This window comes from Cryobacterium melibiosiphilum (genome assembly GCF_003602235.1).
In the GTDB taxonomy this organism is placed as follows: Bacteria; Actinomycetota; Actinomycetes; order Actinomycetales; family Microbacteriaceae; genus Cryobacterium; species Cryobacterium melibiosiphilum.
Genome location: NZ_QZVS01000057.1, coordinates 16,851 through 39,753, shown reverse-complemented (window position 1 = coordinate 39,753; position 22,903 = coordinate 16,851). Strand labels below are relative to the sequence as shown.

Annotated in this window: 22 protein-coding genes; 9 read left to right on the top strand and 13 right to left on the bottom strand. The window is 68.3% G+C overall.

Annotated features, from left to right (window positions below):
* The 5 genes from D6T64_RS03470 to ispG all read right to left on the bottom strand — a co-directional run.
* On the bottom strand, positions 1–332 hold a 332-nt coding region (locus D6T64_RS03470; protein ID WP_199719043.1), incomplete at its 3' end, for a translation initiation factor IF-2 N-terminal domain-containing protein.
* Positions 333–419: 87 nt separating this feature from the next.
* Complete coding sequence (locus D6T64_RS03465) at positions 420–665, bottom strand: YlxR family protein (RefSeq protein WP_119971640.1); 246 nt, start codon at positions 663–665, stop codon at positions 420–422.
* 8 nt (positions 666–673) lie between these two features.
* A complete protein-coding gene (gene nusA / locus D6T64_RS03460) occupies positions 674–1,699 on the bottom strand; it encodes a transcription termination factor NusA (protein ID WP_119971637.1) in 1,026 nt (341 codons plus the stop codon).
* Between the two features lie 180 nt (positions 1,700–1,879).
* On the bottom strand, positions 1,880–3,658 hold the full coding sequence (locus D6T64_RS03455; RefSeq protein ID WP_119971633.1) for a proline--tRNA ligase: 1,779 nt from the start codon (positions 3,656–3,658) through the stop codon (positions 1,880–1,882).
* Positions 3,659–3,808: 150 nt separating this feature from the next.
* Entirely contained in the window at positions 3,809–4,969 is a 1,161-nt protein-coding gene (ispG, locus tag D6T64_RS03450) for a flavodoxin-dependent (E)-4-hydroxy-3-methylbut-2-enyl-diphosphate synthase (RefSeq protein ID WP_199719042.1), read from the bottom strand.
* Positions 4,970–5,092: 123 nt separating this feature from the next.
* Here ispG and D6T64_RS03445 point away from each other — a divergent pair, with 123 nt between their 5' ends.
* Positions 5,093–6,277, top strand: coding sequence for an acetyl-CoA C-acetyltransferase (locus tag D6T64_RS03445; protein WP_233550809.1), 1,185 nt, complete (start codon positions 5,093–5,095; stop codon positions 6,275–6,277).
* 118 nt (positions 6,278–6,395) lie between these two features.
* On the opposite strand, the gene D6T64_RS03440 is transcribed toward D6T64_RS03445, so the two are convergent.
* The 4 genes from D6T64_RS03440 to D6T64_RS03425 all read right to left on the bottom strand — a co-directional run bounded on the left by D6T64_RS03440 (position 6,396) and on the right by D6T64_RS03425 (position 10,498).
* Complete coding sequence (locus D6T64_RS03440; RefSeq protein WP_119971621.1) at positions 6,396–6,752, bottom strand: SHOCT domain-containing protein; 357 nt, start codon at positions 6,750–6,752, stop codon at positions 6,396–6,398.
* A 153-nt stretch (positions 6,753–6,905) separates the two neighbouring features.
* A complete protein-coding gene (locus tag D6T64_RS03435; RefSeq protein WP_119971619.1) occupies positions 6,906–7,595 on the bottom strand; it encodes a response regulator in 690 nt (229 codons plus the stop codon).
* Positions 7,592–9,043: a sensor histidine kinase gene (locus D6T64_RS03430; protein ID WP_119971616.1), complete on the bottom strand. Its 1,452-nt coding sequence runs from the start codon at positions 9,041–9,043 to the stop codon at positions 7,592–7,594. Before D6T64_RS03430 ends, D6T64_RS03435 begins: the two co-directional genes overlap by 4 nt.
* Positions 9,044–9,115: 72 nt before the next feature.
* Positions 9,116–10,498, bottom strand: coding sequence for a M50 family metallopeptidase (locus D6T64_RS03425; RefSeq protein WP_233550808.1), 1,383 nt, complete (start codon positions 10,496–10,498; stop codon positions 9,116–9,118).
* Between the two features lie 119 nt (positions 10,499–10,617).
* On the opposite strand from D6T64_RS03425, the gene D6T64_RS03420 reads away from it, so the two are divergent.
* A complete protein-coding gene (locus tag D6T64_RS03420) occupies positions 10,618–11,967 on the top strand; it encodes a serine/threonine-protein kinase (RefSeq protein ID WP_119971613.1) in 1,350 nt (449 codons plus the stop codon).
* On the top strand, positions 11,964–12,515 hold the full coding sequence (locus tag D6T64_RS03415) for an outer membrane protein assembly factor BamD (RefSeq protein ID WP_119971609.1): 552 nt from the start codon (positions 11,964–11,966) through the stop codon (positions 12,513–12,515). Before D6T64_RS03420 ends, D6T64_RS03415 begins: the two co-directional genes overlap by 4 nt.
* Before the next feature lie 9 nt (positions 12,516–12,524).
* On the opposite strand, the gene dxr is transcribed toward D6T64_RS03415, so the two are convergent.
* On the bottom strand, positions 12,525–13,604 hold the full coding sequence (gene dxr / locus D6T64_RS03410) for a 1-deoxy-D-xylulose-5-phosphate reductoisomerase (RefSeq protein WP_119971607.1): 1,080 nt from the start codon (positions 13,602–13,604) through the stop codon (positions 12,525–12,527).
* A 92-nt stretch (positions 13,605–13,696) separates the two neighbouring features.
* Between dxr and D6T64_RS03405 the strand changes: the two genes are divergently transcribed.
* Together D6T64_RS03405 and D6T64_RS03400 are read left to right on the top strand one after the other, a co-directional pair.
* Positions 13,697–14,476, top strand: a complete 780-nt coding sequence (locus D6T64_RS03405) for a lysophospholipid acyltransferase family protein (RefSeq protein WP_377010633.1) — start codon at positions 13,697–13,699, stop codon at positions 14,474–14,476.
* Between the two features lie 55 nt (positions 14,477–14,531).
* Complete coding sequence (locus D6T64_RS03400) at positions 14,532–15,869, top strand: aminotransferase class III-fold pyridoxal phosphate-dependent enzyme (RefSeq protein ID WP_119971603.1); 1,338 nt, start codon at positions 14,532–14,534, stop codon at positions 15,867–15,869.
* A 98-nt stretch (positions 15,870–15,967) separates the two neighbouring features.
* Here D6T64_RS03400 and D6T64_RS03395 read toward each other — a convergent pair whose 3' ends face one another.
* Together D6T64_RS03395 and D6T64_RS03390 are read right to left on the bottom strand one after the other, a co-directional pair.
* Positions 15,968–17,092 carry a PepSY domain-containing protein gene (locus tag D6T64_RS03395; protein WP_119971600.1) on the bottom strand — a complete coding sequence of 375 codons (1,125 nt, stop codon included), beginning with the start codon at positions 17,090–17,092 and terminating at the stop codon, positions 15,968–15,970.
* Positions 17,089–17,451, bottom strand: coding sequence for a PadR family transcriptional regulator (locus D6T64_RS03390; RefSeq protein ID WP_119971597.1), 363 nt, complete (start codon positions 17,449–17,451; stop codon positions 17,089–17,091). The genes D6T64_RS03395 and D6T64_RS03390 overlap by 4 nt, the downstream gene beginning before the upstream one ends.
* 236 nt (positions 17,452–17,687) lie before the next feature.
* On the opposite strand from D6T64_RS03390, the gene D6T64_RS03385 reads away from it, so the two are divergent.
* On the top strand, positions 17,688–18,725 hold the full coding sequence (locus D6T64_RS03385; protein ID WP_119971594.1) for an NAD(P)-dependent alcohol dehydrogenase: 1,038 nt from the start codon (positions 17,688–17,690) through the stop codon (positions 18,723–18,725).
* A gap of 271 nt (positions 18,726–18,996) precedes the next feature.
* Positions 18,997–19,818, top strand: coding sequence for an acetoin reductase (locus D6T64_RS03380; protein WP_119971591.1), 822 nt, complete (start codon positions 18,997–18,999; stop codon positions 19,816–19,818).
* Here D6T64_RS03380 and D6T64_RS03375 read toward each other — a convergent pair.
* Entirely contained in the window at positions 19,815–20,321 is a 507-nt protein-coding gene (locus D6T64_RS03375; protein WP_119971588.1) for an OsmC family protein, read from the bottom strand. The genes D6T64_RS03380 and D6T64_RS03375 overlap by 4 nt on opposite strands.
* A gap of 103 nt (positions 20,322–20,424) precedes the next feature.
* Here D6T64_RS03375 and gabT point away from each other — a divergent pair, with 103 nt between their 5' ends.
* The gene (gabT, locus tag D6T64_RS03370) at positions 20,425–21,819 is read left to right on the top strand and encodes a 4-aminobutyrate--2-oxoglutarate transaminase (RefSeq protein ID WP_119971584.1); all 1,395 of its coding nucleotides are present in this window, start codon (positions 20,425–20,427) and stop codon (positions 21,817–21,819) included.
* 31 nt (positions 21,820–21,850) lie between these two features.
* On the top strand, positions 21,851–22,843 hold the full coding sequence (locus D6T64_RS03365) for an asparaginase (RefSeq protein WP_119971651.1): 993 nt from the start codon (positions 21,851–21,853) through the stop codon (positions 22,841–22,843).
* Positions 22,844–22,903: the final 60 nt, after the last annotated feature.

Below are 22,903 nucleotides of genomic sequence, written 5' to 3'. Positions count from 1 at the left end.
GGCGCCGCGGGGGCGGGGGCCTGGGCGCCCGGCTTGGGGCCGGGGCGCGCCGCGCTCGGACGAACGCCGGGCTTCATGCCGGTGCTCGGCCGCGGTGCGGACGTGGTGACGGTAGCGGCCGCGGCACCCGCGGTGGCGGGGGTCGCGGAAACGGTGGTCGCACTGGCGGCCAGTTCCTGCAGCGCCGCGCGAAGGCGACGGGCTACGGGAGGCTCAACACTGGAGGACGGTCCCTTGACGAACTCGCCCATTTCTTTCAATTTAGCAAGGGCTACCTTGCTGTCGACTCCGAGCTCGCTGGCGATCTCGTGTACGCGTGGTTTTGCAGCCACAATTCTCCTGTTCCGGGTCTGCGCCCGGAAAGGGGCAGACCGTTAATAACGGACGGGTCTCATTTCGAGCCGCTCATTAGTTATCCATTAGCCATTCAGCCTGTTCTCTAGTTGTCTCGCGTCCAGCAAGCTGGTCACGCGAAGGGCACGCCCAAAAGCGCGGCGCTTCAGTGCCTCCTGGAAGCACGAAGCGGTCGGGTGCAGCCACGCACCTCTGCCGGGGAGTGTCATGGTGTCATCCACCACGAGTTCCGATTTTCCGGCCACCACCCTGAGAAGGGAAGACCGTGCAGCGCGCGAACGGCACCCAATGCACGTTCTAACGGGATCCATCGTACCCCCTATTCGACATCCTCCAGAATGCTGTCCGGCTGAATGTCGATTTTTGCCCCCGTGAGCTTGGCGGCGAGGCGGGCATTCTGGCCCTCCTTGCCGATCGCGAGGGACAGCTGATAGTCGGGCACGAGGGCCCGAACGGCCTTGATCGACTCGTCGATGATGTACGCACTGGTCACCTTGGCCGGCGACAGGGCACTCGCCACGAAGGTGGCCAGGTCCGACGAGAAATCGACGATGTCAATCTTCTCGTTGTTCAGCTCAGCGGTCACTGCGCGCACACGCTGTCCGAGTTCACCGATGCAGGCACCCTTGGCGTTGACGCCGGGTTCGGTCGCACGCACGGCGATCTTCGTGCGGTGGCCGGCTTCGCGGGCGAGCGACACGATCTCGACGACACCGCTGGCGATCTCGGGTACTTCGAGGGCGAACAGCTTGCGCACGAGAGACGGGTGGGTGCGCGACACGGTGATCTGCGGGCCCTTGAGGCCACGACCGACGGCCGTGACGAACACCCGGATGCGGGCGCCGTGCACGTACTTCTCGGTCGGCACCTGCTCTTCGGGCGGCATGATCGCTTCGATCGTGCCCAGGTCCACGTGGATCATGCGCGGGTTCGGGCCCTGCTGGATGATGCCGGCGACGATGTCGCCTTCACGGCCCTTGAACTCACCGAGAACGGCATCATCGGCCAGGTCGCGCAGGCGCTGGTTGATGACCTGCTTCGCCGCGAAGGCGGCGATGCGACCGAAGTCGGTCGGGTTGTCGACGGCTTCGCCGATGACGTTGCCCTCATCGTCGTGCTCGGGGATGAAAATGTCCACGTGCCCGGTCTTGCGATCGAGTACGACTCGCGCTCCGGGTACGTCGTCGGTGGCCTGCGTGGGCGGTTCACCGTGCGTGGATACTTCCTGGGTGCTGTGCTTGATGTAGGCGGTCAGAATCGCCTGTTCGATGATCTGCACGAGTTCCTCGAAGGGAATCTCTTTCTCGCGCTCCATAAGCCGCAAAACACTGAGGTCGATGTCCATGGCCGGCCTCCTCTATTCAGATTCTTGCCGCCGCGAAACTGCGCAGCGGGCTTCCCACTACGCTACCCGAATCTGGCACGCCCCGTCACCGCTGTCCCCGCTCGGGCATCCCCACGCGGGTACAGCGAAGCGACGGATGCCCCGGGTTGACTTGAGGGCATCCGTCGCGGTCCGACAAGTTCAGGCGAAGTGCGCGGTGACCTCTTCGATGGCGATCTGCTCGCGTTCGCCGCTCCGGCGATCCCAGAGCTCGACGATGCCGTCGGCCGCGCCGCGGCCGACGATCACGATCTTGGGAACCCCGATCAGTTCGGCGTCGCCGAACTTGATGCCGGGCGACACCTTGCGGCGGTCGTCGTAGAGCACCTCGCGGCCGGCGGCTTCGAGGGCGGCGACAACGGTCTCCGACGCTTCGAAGACGACCTCGTCGCGGCCGGTGGCGATCACGTGCACGTCGAACGGTGTGACGGATTCGGGCCAGATCAGGCCCTTCGCGTCGTTGTTGAGTTCGGCGATGACCGCGAGGATGCGGGTCACGCCGATGCCGTACGAGCCCATGGTGACGGTCTTGAGCTTGCCGTTCTCGTCGAGAACCTTGAGGCCGAGGATTTCGGCGTACTTGCGGCCGAGCTGGAAGACGTGGCCGATCTCCATGCCGCGGATCAGTTCGACCGGGCCGGAGCCGTCGGGCGCCGGGTCGCCGGCGCGCACGTCGGAGGCCTCGATCGTCTCGTCGATGGCGAAGTCTCGGCCCGCGACGAGGCCGAAGACGTGGCGGCCGTTTTCGTTGGCGCCGGTGATCCATTCGGTGCCCGCGACGACTCGGGGGTCGACGAAGTAACGGATGCCGGTGGTCGAGACCTCCGCGCCTTCTCCCGCGCCGAGCACCGGGCCGGCCGCCGTCCACGGCCCGATGTAACCCTTGACCAGGCCCGGGTAGCGCAGAAAGTCGGTCTCGTTGGCCGCTTCGACCTCCGCGGGGGCGAAGGCGACCTCGACCCGCTTGAGGTCGACATCGCGGTCGCCGGGAACCCCGATCGCGATGATCTCACGGCTGCCGTCGGGCAGCATGAGCGCGAGAACGACGTTCTTGAGGGTGTCGGCGGCGGTCCAAGCGATGCCGGAGGGGCGCGGGTGAGTTGCGTTGGCCACGTCGACGAGGGTCTGGATGGTGGGGGTGTCGGGCGTGTCGTAGATCACGGGGGCGGCGGCACCGGTGAAGTCGATGCTCTCGGGCACGAGGGTCGTGAAGGCTTCGACGTTGGCCGCGTAGCCGCCGGCGGAACGCACGAAGGTATCCTCGCCGACCGCGGTCGGGTGCAGGAACTCTTCGCTCTTGGATCCGCCCATGGCGCCGGCATCCGCTTTCACGATGGCGTATTCGAGGCCGAAGCGGGTGAAGATGCGCTCGTAGGCGTCGCGCTGGTTCTGGTAGCTCGCGTCGAGGCCGGCATCGGTGTAGTCGAAGGAGTAGGCATCCTTCATGGTGAATTCGCGGCCGCGCAACAGACCGCCGCGGGAGCGTGCCTCGTCGCGGTACTTGTCCTGGATCTGGTAGATCGAAAGCGGCAGGTCTTTATAGCTGCTGTACAGGTCTTTCACGAGGAGGGTGAAAACCTCTTCGTGCGTCGGGGCGAGGAGCATGTCGGAGCCCTTGCGGTCTTTCAGGCGAAAAATGCCGTCGCCATACTCGTCCCAGCGGCCGGTGGCCTCGTAGGGTTCGCGGGGCAGCAGCGCGGGAAAGTGCACCTCGTGCGCGCCCGCCGCGGCCATCTCCTCACGGATGATCTTCTCGACCTTCGCCTTGACCCGCAGGCCCAGGGGCAGCCAGGCGAAGATACCCGGGGCCTGACGCCGGATGTACCCCGCACGCACGAGCAGGCGGTGGCTGGTCACCTCCGCGTCGGAAGGATCTTCACGAAGAGTACGCAGGAAGTAGTTAGAGAGACGTGTAGGCACTGACCTACCTTACGCGTGTGGCCGGGTTCGCACTATTCGCGGGCCTGGCCGGCCGTCGGCGGTCTGGCGCTGAACGGTCATGAACGCACCCGACGGGGGTGGCCGCTCCGGTCAATGCGGTAGCGGCCACCCATTTCGGGCGGCCTGCGGCTAGTTCGAGCCGACCGTGACCGTCGGGGCGCCGAGGGAATCCTCGCTGGCGGGCATCTCGGCGGCCAGGCGGTTGGCCTCCTCGATCAGGGTCTTGACGATATCCGCCTCGGGCACGGTCTTGATGACCTCGCCGCGCACGAAGATCTGGCCCTTGCCGTTACCGGATGCGACACCCAGGTCGGCCTCGCGGGCCTCGCCAGGTCCGTTGACGACGCATCCCATGACCGCGACGCGCAGGGGAACCGTCATGCCCTCGAGCCCGTCGGTGACGTCGTTGGCGAGCTTGTACACGTCGACCTGGGCCCGGCCGCAGCTCGGGCAGGAGACGATCTCGAGCTTGCGTTCACGCAGGTTGAGGGACTGCAGAATCTGCAGGCCGACCTTGATCTCCTCGACCGGCGGCGCGCTGAGCGACACCCGAATGGTGTCGCCGATACCCTCGCCGAGCAGGATTCCGAACGCGGTGGCGCTCTTGATGGTGCCCTGGAAGCTCGGTCCGGCCTCGGTCACGCCGAGGTGCAGCGGCCAGTCGCCACGTTCGGCGAGCAGGCGGTAGGCCTTGACCATGATGACCGGGTCGTTGTGCTTGACCGAGATCTTGAAGTCGTGGAAGTCGTGCTCTTCGAACAGGCTCGCCTCCCAGACGGCGCTCTCGACGAGCGCCTCCGGGGTGGCCTTGCCGTACTTCGCCATGATGCTCGGCTCGAGAGATCCGGCGTTGACACCGATGCGCAGGCTCGTGCCGGCGGCTTTCGCGGCGGCAGCGATCTTGCCGACCTGGTCGTCGAATTTGCGGATGTTGCCGGGATTGACGCGTACGGCGGCGCACCCGGCGTCGATGGCCGCGAAAACATAGTTGGGCTGGAAGTGAATGTCCGCGATGACGGGGATCTGGCTCTTCTTCGCGATGATCGACAGCACTTCGGCGTCGTCGCGGGTCGGAACGGCGACGCGCACGATGTCGCATCCGCTCGCCGTGAGTTCGGCGATCTGCTGCAGGGTCGCGTTGATGTTGGTGGTCGGCGTCGTGGTCATCGACTGCACGCTCACTTGAGCGCCGCCCCCGACCATAACCTTGCCGACCTTGATCTGACGGGAAACACGTCTGGGAGCGAGTACCTCGGGTACTTTCGGCATCCCTATATTGATAGCAGCCACGCGAGTAGCTTACGCGAGGCGGCTGCGCGGCAGCTGTCGGCACGCTGCATGTCGGCTGTCGAGCGGCTGTCGGTGGGCGCCACTAGGCTGGGCGCATCGAGCACGCAGACGAAGGAGTCTCCATTGAGCGCCACTGAAGTTGTCATTCTCGCCGGATCCCGAACCCCGCAGGGCAAGGTGAATGGCCAGCTTTCGAGCCTGACCGCCGTGCAGCTCGGTGCCGCGGCCATCTCCGGGGCCCTCGCCCGTGCCGGCGTCAGCCCCGACCAGGTTGACTTCGTGCTGATGGGACAGGTGTTGCAGGCCGGCTGCGGGCAGAACCCGGCCCGCCAGAGCAGCATTGCTGCGGGCATCCCGTGGAATGTGCCGGCGATGACCGTCAACAAGGTCTGCCTGTCCGGGCTCGCCGCCATTATCGACGCCGCCCGCCTGGTGCGCCTCGGCGAGGCGAGCGTCGTCGTTGCCGGCGGTCAGGAATCCATGTCCCGTGCGCCGCATTTGCTGCCTGGTTCGCGCCAGGGCTGGGCCTTCGGCAGCGTCACGATGCTCGACCACGCCGCCCACGACGGGCTGACGGATGCCTTCGATGGCCTCTCGATGGGGCTCTCGACCGAGCGCACCAACGAAAAACTTGCCATCGACCGCCTCATGCAGGACGAAGTCTCGGCAGCCTCGCACCAGCGCGCCGCCGCGGCCGCCGAAGCCGGACTGTTCGACGACGAGATCACCCCGCTCAGCGTTCCGCAGCGTCGGGGTGAGCCGGTGCTCGTCACCGTCGACGAGGGCGTGCGCGCCGCGAGCACGACGGAGACGCTCGGCAAGCTGCGTCCGGCGTTCGCGGCCGAGGGCACCATCACGGCCGGCAACTCGTCGCCGCTGAGCGACGGCGCGAGCGCGGTCGTCGTCTGCAGCCGGGAGTTCGCGGAGGCGAATGGGCTCGAGTGGCTCGCGGTGATCGAGGCCTCGGGCCAAGTCGCCGGCCCCGACAATTCGCTGCACTCCCAGCCGGCCAACGCGATCCAGAGCGCGCTCGACAAGCAGGGTTGGCGCGCCGCAGACCTCGATCTGATCGAGATCAACGAGGCATTTGCCGCGGTCACGGTGCAGTCCAGCAAGGACCTCGGCGTGTCCAGCGACGTCGTCAACATTCACGGCGGAGCGATCGCGATCGGCCACCCGGTCGGCTCCAGCGGTGGGCGGCTCGCGCTGCACGCCGCGCTCGAGCTGTCCCGCCGCGGGACCGGCAAGGCCGCCGTCGCCCTCTGCGGCGGCGGCGGCCAGGGCGAGGCCCTGCTGCTCTCCCGCTAGCTCGCCCGCGAGCGGGATCCGCCCGCTTCGGCGGTTGAGTTGCGGACTTCGTGCCGTCGCGAACGAAACGAAGGCACGAAGTCCGGAACTCACCAGGCTCCGACCGCAGCGGATACCGCTACTCGGAGGTCGGCGGGGTCTCGCGGTTGGCGCGCAGCACCTCGAGCCGGGCGCGGTACTCCACCTCGTCGATGTCGCCCTGCGCGAAACGTTCGGCGAGGGTCTTCTCGGCGCTGCGGGCATCCGTCGCCGCCTGCTGCCAGCCGGGATGCATGCCCGCGCCACTGCGCATGCCGCGGCGCCAGCGGCGGCCGAAGATGGCGAAGAGAATACCGAAGACCAGAATCCAGAACAGCGGGATGAGCAGGAACAGCCAGCCGGCACTCCAGCCCATCCCCATTCCGTAGCCCATGCGGTCGCCCCAGTCGGGGCGGGCGGCCAGTGTCGACAGTGTCGCGAGTGCGGTGCTCAGCATGAGGAGTCCAATCCGAGAACGTCTGGCACCTAAGCCAGGACGGATGCGTCATCCGTCAGAATCAGATTCCTCCACAACCGCACCGAGCGAAACGGCCCTCGGGAGACACTTCGACTACTCCCCCGGGTGCAGGCTGCGGCACCAGCTGGGCCCTCACCAGCTGGGACTGACCAGTCCGGCCTCGTAGGCCGTGATCACGAGCTGCACCCGATCGCGGGCGGCGAGTTTCGTCATGATGCGCGACACGTGCGTCTTCGCCGTGAGCGGACTCAGGAACAGCCGCACGCCGATCTCGGTGTTGGTCAGTCCGAGGCCGACGAGGGCGAGAACCTCGCGTTCGCGGTCGGTGAGAACGGCGAGCGCCGCGGCATCCGTCGGCTCGCGCAGCCCGGCGGCCATGCGCGCGAGCAGCCGCCGGGTCACTCCGGGTGAGAGCAGGCCGTCACCGGCCGCGACGACGCGCACGGCACGAATCAGTTCGGTCGGTTCGGTGTCCTTGACCAGGAATCCGCTCGCGCCGGCGCGGATGGCATGCGCAACGTACTCGTCGAGTTCGAAGGTCGTGACGATCACGATGTGGGTGCGCGACAGCTGCGGATCCCGGATGATCTGCTCGGTCGCCCACAGGCCGTCACCATCGGGCATACGGATGTCCATGAGCACCACATCGGGACGCAGGCGCGTCACCTGCTCCACGGCTTCCCGGCCGGTCGCGGCTTGCCCGACCACCGCGATGTCGGGTTCGGACTCGAGCAGTGCCGCGAAGCCTGCCCGAATCAGCTGCTGGTCATCGGCGATGACGACACGCAGGGCTCGGGCGCCCTCGACTGCCGAGTTGGTCATGCCGGGTCCGAGCCTGGCCGGGAATCCCGACGCGGAAGCACCGGAATCATGGCCTCGACCCGCACGCCGCCGCCCTGACCGACCGGAACTCGATGCACGTGCAGGCTGCCGCCGAGCAGTTCGGCGCGCTCGCGCATGCCGAGTAGCCCGCCGCCGGGCAGCAACGGGCCGGCGCCGGGGGCGAGGGAACCGTCATCCGTCACCGTGAGGCGGTAGCCCGTGGCGTCGCAACCGAGTTCCACCCGCACGGTCGCCGCTCGGGCGTGCCGCAGCACGTTGGTGAGGGCTTCCTGCACGATGCGGTAGAGCGCGAGCTGGGTGGCCGCCGGGGGCGACGCGCCGGTGAGTGCCGGCGCGGCCGCGAATTCGACGGCGAGGCCCTGCCTGGTGAACGACTCGATCAACGCGGGCAGTCCGGCCAAATCGGGTTGTGGGGCGAGCGGGGCGCCACCGTCATCCGGGGTTGAGCCATCCGGGGTCGACCGCAGGATGCCGAGCACGGTGCGCACTTCTTCGAGCGCGTTCTTGCTGGTGCTCTTGATGCTCGCGAGGGCTTCGGCGGCCCGCTCCGGCTGGCTGTCGATGAGGTGCAGCCCCACGCCGGCCTGCACGTTGATCTGGGAGAGCGAGTGCGCGAGCACATCGTGGAGTTCCCGGGCGATGCGCACCCGCTCGCGCTGTTCCGCGGTCTGCTGGCGGGCGGCCGCCGTGCGGCGCAGGTCACGAAAGCGCTCCCGGCGATTGCGGATGCCTTCCCCGGCAGCCATCACGACCGCGAGACCGAGCGTGGCCGCCATGATGCGCAGCGGCGGCAGGTCGAGTTCGAACAGGGCCGCGAGGGCGATCGTGGCGACCCAGGCTGTGGCGACGGAGGCGTAGACCCAGACCCGGGCGCCGCGCACGATGCCGAGCACGATCGCGACGGCCAGTGCGATCGGCGGAACACCGAGGTCGGGGCGCAGCAGCACGAGGGCGCCGACCGCGGCCGCGGCGACCGCGACAACCGGGCCGGGAAACCTCCGCGCGCCGATGAGCGCGAGCGGTCCGATGAACGCCAGCATGACGGCGACGAGCCAGCTCCCCAATTGCAGGCCAGGGCGGTCGCCGAACAGGGCGCCGGCGATTCCGTCGCTGAAGCCGCCGCGTGACGCGTCGAAGCCGCCGGCCGCGCCACCGCTCTCGGCGCCGTGCACCATGGGCATGTCGCCGAAATGGTCGTCGGTCTGGCGCCCCGGCCAGGTCAGCAGGGCAACCAGCGGCACCTGCACGAGGAAGGAGAACAACACCGGAAACCACAGCCGTCGCGCGCGCCGGGCATCGTTCGGCGGCCCGCCTTCGCGAGCGCCCCAGCCGGACCCCCAGCCACCGGCCGCGCTGTCGCCCTGGTCGACTCCGTCCCGGGGGGCACGCTGGTACCAGGCCGCGTCGGAGTCCCAGTGTGCTGGCATGGCTCGATGCTATTCCCCCGGGCGGGCCGCGGCATCCGCCCCGGGGAGTAGTTCGGGGAGGACGAACTGAACCTAGCCGAAGATGTTGATGGGTTTCACGATGTCGGCGTAGATCAGCAGCAGACTCATGCCGCCGAGCAGGATCACGACCGCGAAGGTCAGCGGCATGAGCTTGGCCATGTCGACCGGGCCCGGGTCGCGCTTGCCGAACAGCTTCGCGAAGAAGCGACGGATGCCCTCGAACAGCGCACCGGCGACGTGGCCGCCGTCGAGCGGCAGCAGCGGCACGAGGTTGAAGACGAACAGCGCGATGTTGACCGAGCCGAGGATGCCGAGCATCGTCGCGACCTTGTCGGCGGCCGGGATGGTATCCATCATGGTGATCTCGCCCGCGATACGGCCGACGCCGACGACGCTGATCGGGCCATTCGGGTCGCGTTCGCCGGAGCTGAAAGCCGCGTTGGCCACGTCGATCAGCCGCTGGGGCAGGTTGAGGATGATGTTCGCCGTGGTGCCGATGGTCTGGCCGACCAGGGGCAGCACCGCCGACGCGGGCTGGGGAACAGTGGCGGATGCGGTTCCGATGCCGACGAAGCCGACCTGTTCCGTGATCGCGTCGCCGGAGGCATCCGTTTCGGGTTCGGCCGCGTCGTTGAGCACGTAGCGTTCGGTGAGTTTGGGGGTAATCGTGAGCGTCTGCTCGACGCCGTCCCGTTCCACGACCACGCTGAGGGTGTCGCCCGCCGAGTCGCGGATGATCTCGGTCGACTGTTCCCAGGTCTCGATCGGTGTTCCGTTGATGCTGACGAAGCGGTCGCCGGGCTGCAGGCCGGCGGCCGCACCGGGCGCGACCTCGTCGGAGGCCTCACAGGTCTGCCGGTCGCTCGTGGCCGGCAGCACGCACTCGCTCACGCTGCCGACGGTCGTGGTCGCCTGCGCTGCGCCGAAGCCCATCAGCAGCACCGCGAACAGCACGACGGCGATCAGCAGGTTCATGAACGGTCCGCCGAGCATAATGATGATGCGTTTGAGCACCGGCAGGCGGTAGAACGCGCGGTGGTCTTCACCCGCGCCGATGCTCTCGGCGCTGGCCTGGCGGGCGTCCTCGACCATGGTCGCCGCCGCGCTCGGCTTCTTGGTGGCGGCGGGTTCGCCCTCCTGCACGAGCGTGTCGAAGAATCCGGTGCTCGCGGTGCGCACGGCCTCCCCCTTGCGGGGCGGGAACATGCCGATCATGGCGATGTAGCCGCCGAGGGGAATGGCCTTCACACCGTATTCGGTCTCGCCCTTCTTCTTCGAGAAGAGGGTGGGGCCGAAGCCGATCATGTACTGCGTGACCTTCACCCCGAACAGTTTCGCGGGCACGAGGTGCCCGATTTCGTGCAGGCCGATCGACAAGGCGAGGCCCACGACGATGACGAGCACGCCCAGGATGAATAGCAGCACGGATTCCACTTGGGTAGAGTATCCGTCCCAAGCTGCAAAGCGGCTGGCCATCTGCCCTGTGGGGCCGCAGCACCACCCTCGACCGCTCTCTTGGGGGTCGTCTGTGGTTTCATGGGAACGTGAACGACATGAATTCGACCCGCGCCATCGGTGCCGTCTTAGCCGACCGCTTTCGACTCGACCGGTTGATCGGAACCGGCGGCATGGCATCCGTCTATGAGGCGACGGATGCTGCCCTCGGCCGCACGGTCGCGGTCAAGCTGTTCCGCAACGACAGCCTCGACGGAGCCGGTCCGGAGCGCCAGAGCGGTGAGATCGCTCTGCTCGCGAGCCTCAACCACTTCGCGCTGGTCACCCTATACGACGCCGGCACGACCGAGATCAACGGCGCCCCGCGCACGTTCATCGTGATGGAATACGTTGACGGCTCCGACCTGCGCACCCGCATCCAGGCCGGGCCGCCCCTCGAACCCGCCGATGTCGCCCGTATGGGCGCCGACCTCGCCGAGGCGCTGCACTACGTGCACGGCCGCGGCATCATTCACCGCGACATCAAGCCGGCCAACGTGCTGCTGGGCGCCTCCGGATTTCCGGGCCGCAGCATGCACGCCAAACTCGCCGACTTCGGCATCGCCCGGCTGCTCGACGAGACCCGGCTGACGGCGACCGGCACCCTGCTCGGCACGGCGAGCTACCTGAGCCCGGAGCAGGCACTCGGCGGGTCGCTCGGCTCCCCCACCGACCTGTATTCGCTCGGCCTCGTGCTGCTCGAGTGCCTCACCGGCGAGCGCGCCTACCCGGGCACCGCGGTCGAGTCCGCGATGGCCCGGCTGCAGCGCCAGCCCTCGATTCCCGCTTCGCTCGGTTCCGGTTGGTCGCAGCTGTTGACGGCGATGACGAGCCGAGACCCGGCCGACCGGCCGACCGCCGCCGATGCCGCAGTGACATTGCGGGCGCTCGCGACAACCGGCTTGGCGACGGATGTCCCCGCACCGGTTGACCCGTCGGCCGCCGCGACCGAGCTTCTCGCCACCATCGACGCGACCAGCGGAGTCGAATCGACGGCAGCGATGCCGGCCCCCACACGGCTGCTGCCGGCCGCCGACGATGCCCCCGCGCCGACGTTGCTGCTGCCGGTGACCCCGTTCACCCCGGCACCGCCGACGGCCGCCACGGTCGTGGCTCCGGTGGTCGCTGCCGCCGTTGCCGCGCCGGCCGCGGCATCCGCTGCCCCGACGGCCGTGCCCAATGCGGGCGGCGGTGTGCTGCGTTCACCGAGCAGCCAGCCGCGCGCCATGCCCAAGCGCGCCGTGATCACCGGCTCGATCGTGATCGCCGTCGTCATGCTCGGCGCCCTCATCGCGCTGTTTATCGCGACGCAGACGGTCCAACCGGTGTCTCCACCCCCGAACTACCCGGCCGTCGACGGCCAACTCGGCACCAGCCTGCAGCAGCTTCAAGAAAGCGTGAACCCGTGAGCCCCCGTCCTTTCGCCCGAAACCGGTCGCGCCTGACCCTGTTCGCGGCGACCGCCCTGATCGTGCTCGGTACCCTGAGCGGATGCTCGAACGCCCCGGCCGCCCTCGAACCGGCCACCGCCGATCGCCTGCAGGCGAGCGTGCTCGACGTGACAAGCGCCGCCGCGGCCGGCGACTACGAGACGGCACTGTCGCTGCTCAGCGCGGTCGAGGCCGACCTGCGCACCTCGGCCTCGGCCGGCCAGATCACCGCGGAACGGTCCGCCGAGATCCAGGCGGCGATCACCGTCGTGAACGCGGACCTGCTCGCCGCCGTCGAAGCGAGCGTGCCGGAGCCGGTTCCGACGCGCAGCGCCACTGCGACGCCGACGCCGACGCCGACGCCGACACCGTCCGAGTCGCCGAGCCCGACTCCGAGCCCCACGCCGACGTCTGATGATGATGACGAGGATGACGACAACAAGGGCAAAAACGACGATAAAGAGTGCAAGCCCAACGATGACGACGACAAAGACGGCATCTGCAACGACGAAGACGACGACGACTGAACGCGGGGCCTAGGGGGCGAGGAGTCGATCGGCCGCGGCTCGCGCCCAGGCCTCCGCGCCGGCCAGTGACTCGCGGGTGAGCGGGCCATCCTGTTCGTGCGATTCGACCACCCGCAGCACCGTGTCGACGATGTCCAGGAAGCCGATGCGCCGGGCGTGAAAGGCTGCTACGGCCTGCTCGTTCGCCGCGTTGAAGACGGCCGGGTAGGTTCCGCCGGCACGGCCCACCTTCTTCGCCAGCTCGACCGCGGGAAATGCCTGGTCGTCGAGGGGCTCGAAGGTCCAGGTGTGCGGGGTCGTCCAGTCGATCGGGGTGCCGACGGCGGCGACCCGGTTCGGCCAGTCGAGGCCGAGCGAGATCGGCAGCTTCATATCGGGCGGACTCGCCTGCGCGATGGTCGATCCGTCGACGAACTCGACCATCGAGTGCACGACCGACTGCGGGTGCACGACGGCATCGATACGGTCGTATTCCACGTCGAACAGCAGGTGCGCCTCGATGATCTCGAGTCCCTTGTTCACGAGAGTGGCGGAGTTCGTGGTGACGACGAGCCCCATGTCCCAGGTCGGGTGGGCGAGTGCCTGAGCCGGAGTGACGTCGCGCAGCGATTCGCGGGTGCGCCCCCGGAACGGGCCGCCGGATGCCGTCAGCACCAGCCGCCGCACCTCGGCGGCGGTCCCCGAGAGCAGCGCCTGGGCGATTGCCGAGTGCTCCGAATCGACCGGAACGATCTGCCCGGGCTTCGCGAGCGTCTTCACCAGGTCGCCGCCCACGATCAGGGATTCCTTGTTGGCGAGGGCGAGCGTGCGGCCGGCCTTCAGGGCGGCGAGGGTCGGGCCGAGACCGACCGAGCCGGTGATGCCGTTGAGCACGACATCGGCGTCGACGTCACGAACGAGCAGTTCGGCCTCGTCGGCGCCGAGCGCGGTGTCGTCGACGTGGAAGAGCTCGGCCTGTTCGGCCAGCAGGTCGCGGTTGCGGCCGGCGGACAGCCCCACGACCTCAAACCGCTGCGGGTTGGCCCTGATGACGTCGAGGGCCTGGGTGCCGATCGAGCCCGTGGAACCGAGGATGATTACTCTGCGCATTCCCCCATGGTAGGCGTATGCCCCTCGAGGCATGCGAGCGCTGTCGGCGGGTTGTGGCGGGGCAACGTGCACGCGAGCGGTAGTGTCGTCGGGTGACCGGTGCCAGCGAAGAACCTCAGGATCCAGAGGTCTCCGTTGACCTTCCGCGTGTGAAACGTCCCGGTTTCGTCTACTTTCTCGGCTACGGCATCATGGCGCCCGTCGCTCGCGTCGTGTTTCGGCCGCACATCGTCGGCCGGGAGAACATCCCGAGCACGGGCCGCGTGATCCTCGCGAGCAACCACCTGTCCTTCATCGACAGCATCGTGATTCCGCTGGTCGCCACCCGCCGCGTGCAGTTCCTCGCGAAATCGACCTACTTCACCGGCACCGGCATGAAGGGCTGGGTGTCCCGCACCTTTTTCACCGCGATCGGGGCGATCGGCGTGGAACGCGGAGCCGGCCAGGCGGCCCAGGCCGCCCTCGACGAGGGCCGCGCGGTGCTCGAAGCCGAGGGTGCCTTTGCCATCTACCCGGAAGGTACCCGTTCCCTCGACGGCCGTCTCTATCGAGGCCGCACCGGCGTCGCCTGGCTCGCCCTGACGACCGGGGCCGTGGTGGTGCCCGTCGGCCTCGTCGGGACCCAGGAAATCCAGCCGGTCGGCTCGAAGGTGCCGCGCATCCGCAAGGTCACGGTGAGCTTCGGCGCCCCGATCGATCTGAGCGCCCACGGCCCGGCCACGTCGGGCAAGGCCCGCCGTCAGGCGACGGATGAGATCATGGCCGCCATTCACGAGCTGTCAGGACAGGAACTGGCCGGCAGCTACAACGAAACCCCGGCGAATCCGCTCGTGCGCCTTGCCGACCGGGTCTTCCCGCGGGAGCGCGTCTAGGCTCGCCGGGCCCCTCGCGGTCCCGGCACCCAGCCCACAGTCCTATGGTGGACAGATGACTGCTACGTATTCGGTTCCCCAGCAACGCAAACTCGTCACGGAACTGCCCGGCCCGCAGTCCGTCGCCCTGCAGGCGCGACGTGTCGCATCCGTCGCCCGCGGCGCCGGCACCCTCGCCAATATCTACATGGACCACGCCGCCGGAGCGATCCTCGTCGACGTCGACGGAAACCAGATCATCGACCTCGGATCGGGAATCGGTGTGAACACGATCGGGCACGCGCACCCCGAGGTCGCGGCCGCGGCATCCGCCCAGGCGGGCAAGCTCATGCACACCTTGTTCACCGTCACGCCCTACGAGACCTACGTCAAGGTCGCCGAGAAGCTCAACGCCATCACCCCCGGTGACTTCGAGAAGCACACGATCCTCGTGAACACCGGCGCCGAAGCGGTGGAGAACGCGGTGAAGATCGCCCGCAAGTTCACCGGCCGTCGCGCCATCGTCGCCCTCGACCACGCCTTCCACGGCCGCACCAACCTCACCATGACGATGACGTACCGCCCTTGGCCGGAACGCGCCGGCATGGGCCCGTTCCCGGGCGAGATCTACAGCGTGCCGACCAGCTACCCGTACCGCGACGGACTGACCGGCCTCGAAGCGGCCGAGAAGACCATCGACTACATCACCACCCACATCGGCGCGACCGAGATCGCCGCCTTCTTCGTGGAGCCGATCCAGGGCGACGGCGGCATCGTCATTCCCGCACCCGGCTACTTCGAGCGCATCAGCGAGTTCTGCACCGAGAACGGCATCGTCTTCGTCGCCGACGAGATCCAGGCCGGCATCGCGCGCACCGGAGCCTGGTACTCGATCGAGCACCACGGCGTCGTGCCCGACCTCGTCACCACGGCCAAGGGCATCGCCGGCGGCTTCCCGCTCGCCGCCGTCACGGGCCGTGCCGACATCATGGACTCCGTGCAGCCCGGCGGAATCGGCGGCACCTTCGGCGGCAACCCCGTCTCGACCGCGGCCGCCCTCGCCGTGCTCGAGATCATCGAGCGCGACAACCTGATCGGTGAGGCGCAGCGCGTCGAAGCGGCCATGTGGGCTCGCATCGGCGACTGGGCCGAGAAGTTCCCGGTCGTCGGCGAGGTGCGCGGCAAGGGTGCCATGTTCGGCGTCGAGCTCGTGCACCCCGGAACCACCGCGCAGTACCCCGAGGCGCTCACCGCCGTGATCGCGCACGCGGTGGCGAACGGTGTCATCGTTCTCGACTCCGGCAGCTGGGACTCCGTGCTGCGCATCATGCCGCCCGTCGTGATCTCGAACGAGCTCATCGACGACGCCATGAGCGTGCTCGAAGAGGCCCTCGCGCTGCTCTCGAAGCCGTAGAGTTCAGTCCCGGCCTGCCCGCACCCATTCCGTGATGTCCACGGAATGGGTCGCGGGCAGTTCTACGTCTGCGGGCGAGATGTCCGCGCCGAATTCCCTCATTGCTGGGCATCCGCGTCGGTCGACGCCGGGGTCGGCGCGGGCACCTTCGTAGCGGATGCCGTGGGCTCGGCCGTCGGGGTCGGCGACGGGGTCGCCTCCCCCGCCTCGGGCGCCGCCACGAGCGGCTGTACCTGGGCGAACGGGAACGGCGTCGCCTCACCCTCCCCCAGCGGCGCGAGCGCGTCGAACGGGTAGACGTCTTGCGAGGCCACCTGACCCAGGGGATAGACATTCCAGCCGCTGCCGCCCGGAACCAGCAGGCTCGGCACCAGAATGTGTTCGGTGCCTGCCGAGTCGTACTGCGACAGGTAGGGCGTGTTCGCCGGGTCCTCGACGACACCGAGCGGCTGACCGTCCTGGTCGAAGAGCTGCACGTCGGGCAGGGGCTGGCCCTCGGCGTCGTAGGCGAAGATGTTGGTGACCTGCTCGCCGTTCTGAACCAGCCCGGGCGTGACATATGAGTCGTAGGAGGCGTTGACGTTGTTCTGCGCGGTGATCTCGTGCGCCGCGATGAACAGCAGCCACGGAAGGGCGAGGACCGCGCACACGCTCACGAGGGTGCGAAAGCCGAGCAGCCAGTGCCAGGGCAGCCAGCGTCCCCGGCCCCATTGCACGCTGAGCGTCACGAAGGCCAGCAGGGCGATGCCCCGGATGGGATCGGCCGGAAGAACCTCGAAGGACCCCCCGAAGAAGATATTCGCGACGACGTACACGGCCCAGCCGCGCAGCACCCACCAGAGCGGACGCAGCACGAGCAGAAAGTCGAGCAGCTGCGCGCCCGCCGGGCTCTGGCGGATGCTGCGCGCGGCATCCGCTCTAGAGCTGCGGGCCCGGGTGCCCACGCGTCGTACCAGCGACTCCCGCTTCACACCTGCACCCGGTTCGGCGCGGGGCGGCAGGTCGGCTGCGGCGCGCAGCTCGGCGGCGTAGGCGACCGGGTCTCCCAACTCGGGTGAGGAGTCAGCGGCATCGGCGGCCTGCTCGGTCAGGTCGGCCTCGAGCCCGTCGGTCAAGTCGTCGACGTCGTCGGCGGGCAGGTCGTTGAGCTGGCCGCGCACGGCCGCAGCGAAGTCGCGGATAGCCGATGTGTCGGACTGGGTGGGTGCGGTGGCGTCGGTCATGACTGGTCCCCGTTCGTGCTGGAAAGGTGGGTGGTCTGGGCGGGCTCGTCGAGCAGCAGCGTCAGGGTGCTCGCGAACCGGGTCCAATTGGTGCGCTGCTCGGCGAGCATGGCCCGGCCCTCAGCGTTCATCGCGTAATACTTGCGGTTCGGGCCGCCGTCGCTCGGCACCACGTAGGTCGAGAGTGCCCCGGCCGTGTAGAGCCGGCGCAACGTGCCGTAGACGGATGCGTCCCCCACCGCGTCGAGGCCGGCCGCGCGCAGGCGGCGCACCACGTCGTAGCCGTACCCGTCATCCTTCGCGATCACGGCCAGCACGGCCACATCGAGCACCCCCTTGAGCAGTTGGGTGGTATCCATGCGTCTCCTTCGTTCGTCGGTGTCGGGGCCAACCCCTGCAACGCACCCCACGGTACTACATTCTCAGCAGTACTACGCAAACCGCGCTAGTCCACCGCCGTGCCACCTCGCCGAACTGTGAGTCAGGCATCCGTTCGGGCCGGCGGAAACGGATGCTTGACTCACGGGTCAGGGCCGCGCGCCTAGGCTGATCGTGTCAACACAGTTCGCTCGTGCACTTCCAGCCAGGAGATAACATGAAAGCGCTTCAGTACCTCGAAATCGGTGCCCCGCCCCGCGTCGTCACCGTGCCAGACCCCGAACCCGGCCCCGGCCAGGTCGTCATCAAAGTGACCGCCGCCGGCGCCTGCCACTCGGACGAATTCATCATGAGCCTGTCCGCCGAACAGTACATCTACGGCCTGCCGCTGACACTCGGCCACGAGGGCGCCGGCACCGTCGCGGCCCTCGGTGAGGGCGTGGAACACCTCCGCATCGGCGAATCCGTCGCCGTCTACGGCCCCTGGGGCTGCGGTCACTGCCACAACTGCACCGAGGGCAAGGAGAACTACTGCACCAACGCCGCCGCCCTCGGCATCGCTCCCCCCGGCCTCGGCTCCCCCGGCGCGATGGCCGAATACATGCTCATCGATTCGCCGCGCCACCTCGTGCCGCTCGGAGACCTCGACCCGGTCAAGAGCGTGTCGCTGACGGACGCCGGCCTCACCCCCTACCACGCCATCAAGAGGTCCCTCCCAAAGCTCGGCGCCGGCAGCACGGCCGTCGTGATCGGTGCCGGTGGCCTCGGTCACGTCGGCATCCAGATCATCCGGGCGATGACGGGCGCGAACATCATCGCCCTCGATGTGTCGGAGGAGAAGCTCGCCCTCGCCCGCGAGGTCGGGGCACACCACGCCATCCTCTCGAACGCGGCTGCCGCGGGCACCATTCGCGACCTCACCCACGGCCTCGGCGCCGACGCGATCTTCGACTTCGTCGGCGCCCAGGCGACGGTCGACCTGGCCGGAGTGATCGCCGCGGTGGAGGCCGAGATCAGCATCGTCGGTATCGCCGGCGGCGCACTCGGGGTCGGCATCCAGACCACCGCGTGGGACGTCGCCGTGCGCGCGCCGTACTGGGGGTCTCGCTCCGAACTGATCGAGGTTCTCGACCTCGCCCGCGCCGGGTCGATCGGCGTGGAAATCGAGACGTTCAGCCTCGACGAAGCTCCGCGCGCCTACGAGCTGCTGCACCAGGGCAAGATCCGCGGCCGCGCGGTCGTCGTTCCCGACTAGCCGGGTCGACCCTGACGTCGAACCGTGAGTTGAGCATCCGTTCCGGGCGAGAAACGATGCTCAACTCACGGTTGGGCGCGGGGCTGAAGCTGATCGTTTGCTGAGAGGGATGGAATTTCCCCGATGGCGGGCTGGTTCTACTATCCAAGGGCAAGCCACACGGTGACACGCGCGGCGCCCCTCCGCTGGCGTGGAGCGCCAGGCCACAGTTACAACGACGGATGCCGCCCGGCACAGCCCGAGCGACGAATCGTCAGGAAAGAAGCCACCCATGCAGAACACAGCAGAGCAGAACGCAGCACAACAGAACGCCTCCACGACCAAGGTCGCCCTCGTCACCGGAGCCGGCCAGGGCATCGGCCGCGGCATCGCCCTTCGCCTGGCCCAGGACGGTTTCGACATCGCCGTCGCCGATCTCGACTTTCAGGCCGAGAAGGGTGCCGGAGTGGTCAAGGAGATTCAGGCGCTGGGTCGCAAGGCCGTATTCGTCTCCGCCGACGTCTCCGAGCGCGATCAGGTCTTCGCCGCCGTGCAGACGGCCACCGATGTTCTCGGCGGCTTCGACGTCATCGTCAACAACGCGGGCATCGCCCAGGTGAAGCCCATCGTCGATATCACCGCCGACGACCTCGACAAGATCTTCCGCATCAACGTCAACAGCGTCGTCTGGGGAATCCAGGCCGCAGCCGCGAAGTTCGACGAGTTGGGCCACAAGGGAAAGATCGTCTCGGCCGCGTCGATCGCCGCCATCCAGGGCTTCCCGATTCTCGGCGCCTATTCGGCCTCGAAGTTCGCGGTGCGCGGCATCACCCAGGCGGCGGCCCAGGAGCTCGCTCCGAAGGGAATCACCGTCAATGCCTACGCGCCCGGCATCGTCGGCACCGGAATGTGGGAGCTCATCGACGAGAAGCTCAGCGAGATCAACGGCAAGCCGCTCGGCCAGAACCTCAAGGAGAACGTCGACGGCATCGCCCTCGGCCGCATCGAGACCCCCGACGATGTCGCCAAGGTCGTGTCATTCTTCGCCGGGCCCGACTCCGATTATGTGACCGGCCAGGTCTTGCTGGTCGACGGCGGCATGCTCTACAACTAGCCTGCCAGAGCCGGTGGCGGGCCCGCGACGGTTTCGGGCTCGTGCAGCACCGGGAAGTTGACGGATGCCGCGATGAAACACTCGCGGGCGGCCTCGGCGTGCAGGGTCTGCGCGAAGGCGACCTGCTCCGGGTCGCTGATCGTGACCCGGGGACGCAGGGTCACGCTCGTGAAGTGACCGCCGCCGCCCGGCAACTGTTCCATGGTGCCGATCGCGGCATCCGTATAGCCCGTGACGGTGACCCCGTTGCGCACGGCGACGTGCAGGTACGACAGCAGGTGGCACTGGCTGAGCGCCGCCAGCAGCAGCTCTTCGGGGTTCCACCGATCGGCATTGCCGTGGAAAGTCTGGTCACTCGACCCCAGGATTGGGCTCTGGGCAGCGGATGCCCGCCCGCCCGCGGTGATGGTGTGCTCGCGCCCGTAAGCCTTGTAGTGGCTCGTGCCGGTGCCGCGGTTGCCGGTCCAGTCGACCGTGACCGCGTACTCGTGAACCCCGTTCATACGTCTCCCCTACCTTCGAGCGCTACCGGGGAATCCCCGCCTGCACACGATTCTCCCAGTCCCTACAGGCGCAGGCGGTGTCGGGCCGTAAACTAGGGCAATCATGACTGACACCCTTGCTTCTGCCGCCGTGCCCGCTTCTTCTGCCCCCGCATCTTCTGCCCCCGTATATACGGTCCCCCAGGAACGCAAGATCGTGACCGCGATACCCGGTCCGATCTCGGCCGAGCTGCACCGCCGACGGCTCGCGGTCGTCTCCGGCGGTGTCGCTTCGATGCTGCCGGTCTACATCACGAAGGCCAACGGGGCGATCATCGTCGACGTCGACGGCAATCAGTTCATCGACCTCGGAGCCGGCATCGGCGTGACCACGGTCGGCCACACCGAGACCAGTGTCGTCGCGGCCGCCGTGGAGCAGGCCGAAGATTTCGTGCACACCCTCTTCACCGTCACGCCCTACGAAGAATATGTGCGGGTCTGTGAGCTGCTCGCCGAGCACACCCCCGGCGACTTCGCGAAGAAGAGCGTGCTCGTCAACTCCGGCGCCGAGGGCGTGGAGAACGGCGTGAAGATCGCTCGCAAGTACACCGGGCGCCGCGCCGTCGCCGTGCTCGACCACGCCTACCACGGCCGCACCGTGCTCACGATGGCCATGAACTACAAGGCCGCGCCCTACGCGACCGGCTACGGCCCGCTCGCGAGCGACGTCTACCACGCACCGAGCTCCTACCCGTATCACGACGGTCTCAGCGGCACGGATGCCGCCGCCCGCACCATCGGCTACCTCGAGAAGGTCATCGGCGCGGCCGACCTCGCCTGCCTCGTGGTCGAGCCGATCCAGGGCGAGGGCGGCTTCATGGTTCCCGCCGAGGGCTACCTGCCCGCCCTGCAGCAGTGGTGCACCGCCAACGGCGTCGTCATGATCGCCGACGAGATCCAGAGCGGCATGGCCCGCACCGGAAAATACTTCGCGAGCGAACACTTCGGCTGGGTCCCCGACCTGGTGCTCAGCGCCAAGGGCATCGCCGGCGGCTTTCCGCTGGCTGGTGTCACCGGCCGCGCCGAGATCATGGACGCCAGCCAGCCCGGCGGCCTCGGCGGCACCTTCGGCGGCAACCCCGTCTCCTGCGCCGCGGCGATCGCCGTGTTCGACGCGATCGAGAACAACAACCTGCTCGGCGAAGCCCAGCGCATCGAGGCGAGCCTGACCGCCGGCCTCACCGTTCTCAAGGACAAGTACGACATCATCGGCGAGATCCGCGGCCGTGGTGCCATGATCGCGATCGAACTCGTGCAGCCCGGCACCGGCGACACGACCAAGCTGCCGAACGCGGCCGCGGTGAGCGCGATTTCCGCCTACGCGAGCCAGCACGGCGTGCTGCTGCTGACGGCGGGAACCTACGGCAGCGTGCTGCGCTTCCTGCCCAGCCTCGCCCTCTCCGACGCCCTCATCGCTGACGCACTCTCGGTCATCGACGACGCCATCGCGTCGCTCTAGGCCGGGTGAACGGGGAGTGAGCAGCACCAGCATGGGTGAAACCTTCACCATCGAGAACGCGGTCGAACTCGCCGTCGTGGAACGCAGCGGATTCGTAGAGTCCCGGCACGCCGGATCCGCGATCGTACTCGGAACCTCGGGAGAGGTGCTGCGCACCCTCGGTGACGTTACGTCCCCGGTCTACCCGCGCTCGGCGATGAAGCCGTTCCAGGCGATCGCCTCGATGGCGAGCGGGGTCACCCTGCGCGGGGAAGACGCCGCGATCGCCACCGCGAGCCACAGCGGCACCCCGAAACACGTCGAGCTGGTGCGCGGGCTGCTCGCCCGGGCCAGCATTCCGGAGTCGGCCCTCGGCTGCCCGCCGGCCTGGCCGATCGGCCGCTCCACCCGTGACGCCATGGTGCGCCAGGGCCTCGCCCAGGCCCCGATCTATATGGAGTGCTCCGGCAAGCACGCGGCCATGCTGCTCGCCTGCGCCCAGAACGGCTGGCCGCTCGCGGGCTACCTGCAACCGGGGCATCCGCTGCAGAAACGCGTGCTCGACGTGCTCGAACGCTTCACCGGCGAGCGCCCCGCGGCCAGCGGCGTCGACGGATGCGGCGCCCCGGTTCACGCGATCTCCCTCACCGGCCTCGCGCGCGGCATCGCCCGCATCGCCGGGTCGAAGTCGAACTCCCCCTTCGCGATCTACCGCGAAGCTGGCTTCCTCGCCGAAGCGGTGCGCGAGCACGGCTGGGTCGTGGCCGGTCCCGGCCTGAGCGACAGCACCGTCATCGACCGCCTCGGCCTCTTCATCAAGGGCGGCGCCGAGGGCATCGTCGTCGCCGCGGCCGACAACGGCACCACGGTCGCCCTCAAGGTGCTCGATGGCAACCTGCGCGCCGCCACGATCGTCGCGCTGCACCTGCTCGCCGACGCCGGGGCTATCGCCCAGACGGATGTCGACGCGCTCGCGCCCGACCTCGGCCTCACCGTGCTCGGCGGTGGGCTGCCGGTTGGGGTGATCCGCCCCACCTATCTGTAGGCCGCTTCTGTAGGCTGTGCGGTGACAGGGCCGTCAACACCGGCACCGTCACCTCACAGA

Coding starts and splice junctions, on each gene's coding strand:
- D6T64_RS03390 (WP_119971597.1), bottom strand. CDS start 17,451: ATGGATACCACCCAACTGCTCAAGGGGGTGCTCGATGTGGCCGTGCTG.
- D6T64_RS03440 (WP_119971621.1), bottom strand. CDS start 6,752: ATGCTGAGCACCGCACTCGCGACACTGTCGACACTGGCCGCCCGCCCC.
- D6T64_RS03380 (WP_119971591.1), top strand. CDS start 18,997: ATGCAGAACACAGCAGAGCAGAACGCAGCACAACAGAACGCCTCCACG.
- D6T64_RS03435 (WP_119971619.1), bottom strand. CDS start 7,595: ATGACCAACTCGGCAGTCGAGGGCGCCCGAGCCCTGCGTGTCGTCATC.
- D6T64_RS03430 (WP_119971616.1), bottom strand. CDS start 9,043: ATGCCAGCACACTGGGACTCCGACGCGGCCTGGTACCAGCGTGCCCCC.
- D6T64_RS03400 (WP_119971603.1), top strand. CDS start 14,532: ATGACTGCTACGTATTCGGTTCCCCAGCAACGCAAACTCGTCACGGAA.
- gabT (WP_119971584.1), top strand. CDS start 20,425: ATGACTGACACCCTTGCTTCTGCCGCCGTGCCCGCTTCTTCTGCCCCC.
- D6T64_RS03385 (WP_119971594.1), top strand. CDS start 17,688: ATGAAAGCGCTTCAGTACCTCGAAATCGGTGCCCCGCCCCGCGTCGTC.
- D6T64_RS03420 (WP_119971613.1), top strand. CDS start 10,618: ATGAATTCGACCCGCGCCATCGGTGCCGTCTTAGCCGACCGCTTTCGA.
- D6T64_RS03375 (WP_119971588.1), bottom strand. CDS start 20,321: ATGAACGGGGTTCACGAGTACGCGGTCACGGTCGACTGGACCGGCAAC.
- D6T64_RS03465 (WP_119971640.1), bottom strand. CDS start 665: ATGGATCCCGTTAGAACGTGCATTGGGTGCCGTTCGCGCGCTGCACGG.
- D6T64_RS03395 (WP_119971600.1), bottom strand. CDS start 17,092: ATGACCGACGCCACCGCACCCACCCAGTCCGACACATCGGCTATCCGC.
- nusA (WP_119971637.1), bottom strand. CDS start 1,699: ATGGACATCGACCTCAGTGTTTTGCGGCTTATGGAGCGCGAGAAAGAG.
- dxr (WP_119971607.1), bottom strand. CDS start 13,604: ATGCGCAGAGTAATCATCCTCGGTTCCACGGGCTCGATCGGCACCCAG.
- D6T64_RS03365 (WP_119971651.1), top strand. CDS start 21,851: ATGGGTGAAACCTTCACCATCGAGAACGCGGTCGAACTCGCCGTCGTG.